The organism is Acidovorax sp. HMWF018, from assembly GCF_003061035.1.
In the GTDB taxonomy this organism is placed as follows: Bacteria; Pseudomonadota; Gammaproteobacteria; order Burkholderiales; family Burkholderiaceae_C; genus Acidovorax; species Acidovorax delafieldii.
In genome coordinates this window covers 7549-9014 of the sequence record NZ_QAIM01000412.1, presented here as the reverse complement: position 1 = coordinate 9014, position 1466 = coordinate 7549, and the positions used below count along the sequence as shown (strand labels likewise).

The following is a 1466-nucleotide window of genomic DNA, read 5'->3' as shown; positions in this document are numbered from 1 at the left end:
GGGTGATGGGGCCGTTGAAGTACAGCGCGTTGATGCCCACGTTCTTCTTGCTGCTGTCGCCCGCCACCTCTCCAAACTGGTAGTGCAGGTTGGCGGTCAGGCCGCCCAGGTTGGGCGTGCTGTAGATGATTTCGTTGGACCAGCCGGTGTCGGACGGCGTGGTCGAACCCCAGCCCGTGCCGTTGAACAGAGGCACGTTCATGTGCAGGATCAGCGGTGCAAAGGTGAACGAGTCGCCCAGCGGGTTCGACAGGATGGACGGCAGGAAGTTGGGCGCCAGACCGCGCCCCACGGTCACGGTGCCCCAGCTGTCGCTCAGGCCCACGTTGGCATCGCGCGAGAAGAACGTGTCGTTGGCAAATCGGCCCTGGATGCCGCTGTCCACCTTGATGAAGGAGGTGAGCGCAAAGTTGGCCTTGAGCCCGCCGCCCAGGTCTTCGGTGCCCTTGAATCCGAACCACGACGTGGTCATGCCGCCGCTGTTGACCACCTTGCTGCTGCCGGCGTCACCGGCGTTTTTCATGGAGCCCACAAACACATCGGTCAAGCCCATCAGCTGGACGGAGCTCTGGGCCTGGGCGCCGGTGGAGCACAGCAGGGCGCCACCGAGCGATAGAGACAGTGCAATCAGGTTTTTTTTCATGGAGTGATTCCTGGGGATGAAAGCGCCGGAGGTCCGGCGGGTGCAAGGGGAGACGCGGCCCCTGTTGCACCGTGGTGCAGGGCGGGGCCCGCCGTTGGGGCATCGCAAGTTCCATGCCCTGGTGCAACACCTGTTTACATACTTTTTGGTCGGGTCAGGGCGCACCCATGCACGTTGCTGGCGCAGTTTTCGTGTGTTTTGGCGCAAACCTGGGGCGTGCCGGGCGGGCGACATGGTGCGGCTTTGATGTGGCTCAATGCCACGGGCGCAGCCGCACGGCACAGTGGCTTCCATGCTGCCATCTACCCTTTTTTCTCTGCCCGCTGACACCGAGGTGATCGCCCCCGGCGAAGTGCTGCGCAGGCGCAATGAGGTGCTGACGACGGTGCTGCACCTCGAAAACGGCCGTGTGCTGCGCGGTGTGCTGGACGACGGTTTCCTGCGCCACCAGCTCGGTGCCGTCGAGGGGCCGTTCTGGCTCGACGCCGCGTCGGCCCTGATGGGCCTGCCGCTGCCGGTGGACATGGTGGCCGACACGCGCGTGCATGTGCGGCGCATCCCCATCGAGGAGTTTCGCCGCAGCCTGGCCGCCATGCCTGCGGGCGCGCGGGGGCTGCTGCTGGACATGGCGCAGGGCTACCGGCAGCAGTCCGAGCTGGCCGTGAGCCGCCTGGCACAGGACGCCGAATCGCGCTGCGCGCAGTGGCTGCTGAACCACGCCCAGCCCGACCACAGCGGTGCCATGCAGGTCACTCTGCACCAGCGCAAACGCCTGATTGCGGCGCAGCTGGGCATTGCGCCCGAAACCTTCTCGCGCGTGCTG

The 1466-nt window shown here is 65.8% G+C and carries 2 protein-coding genes; one reads left to right on the top strand and one right to left on the bottom strand.

Annotation, left to right across the window (positions count from 1 at the left end; all coding sequences use genetic code 11):
• The coding region (locus tag DBR23_RS30900; protein ID WP_233250518.1) for a porin at positions 1–643 on the bottom strand (643 nt) is incomplete at its 3' end.
• Positions 644–935: 292 nt separating this feature from the next.
• Here DBR23_RS30900 and DBR23_RS17025 point away from each other — a divergent pair.
• Positions 936–1466: Crp/Fnr family transcriptional regulator (locus DBR23_RS17025; RefSeq protein WP_108499033.1), on the top strand; the 531-nt coding region annotated here is incomplete at its 3' end.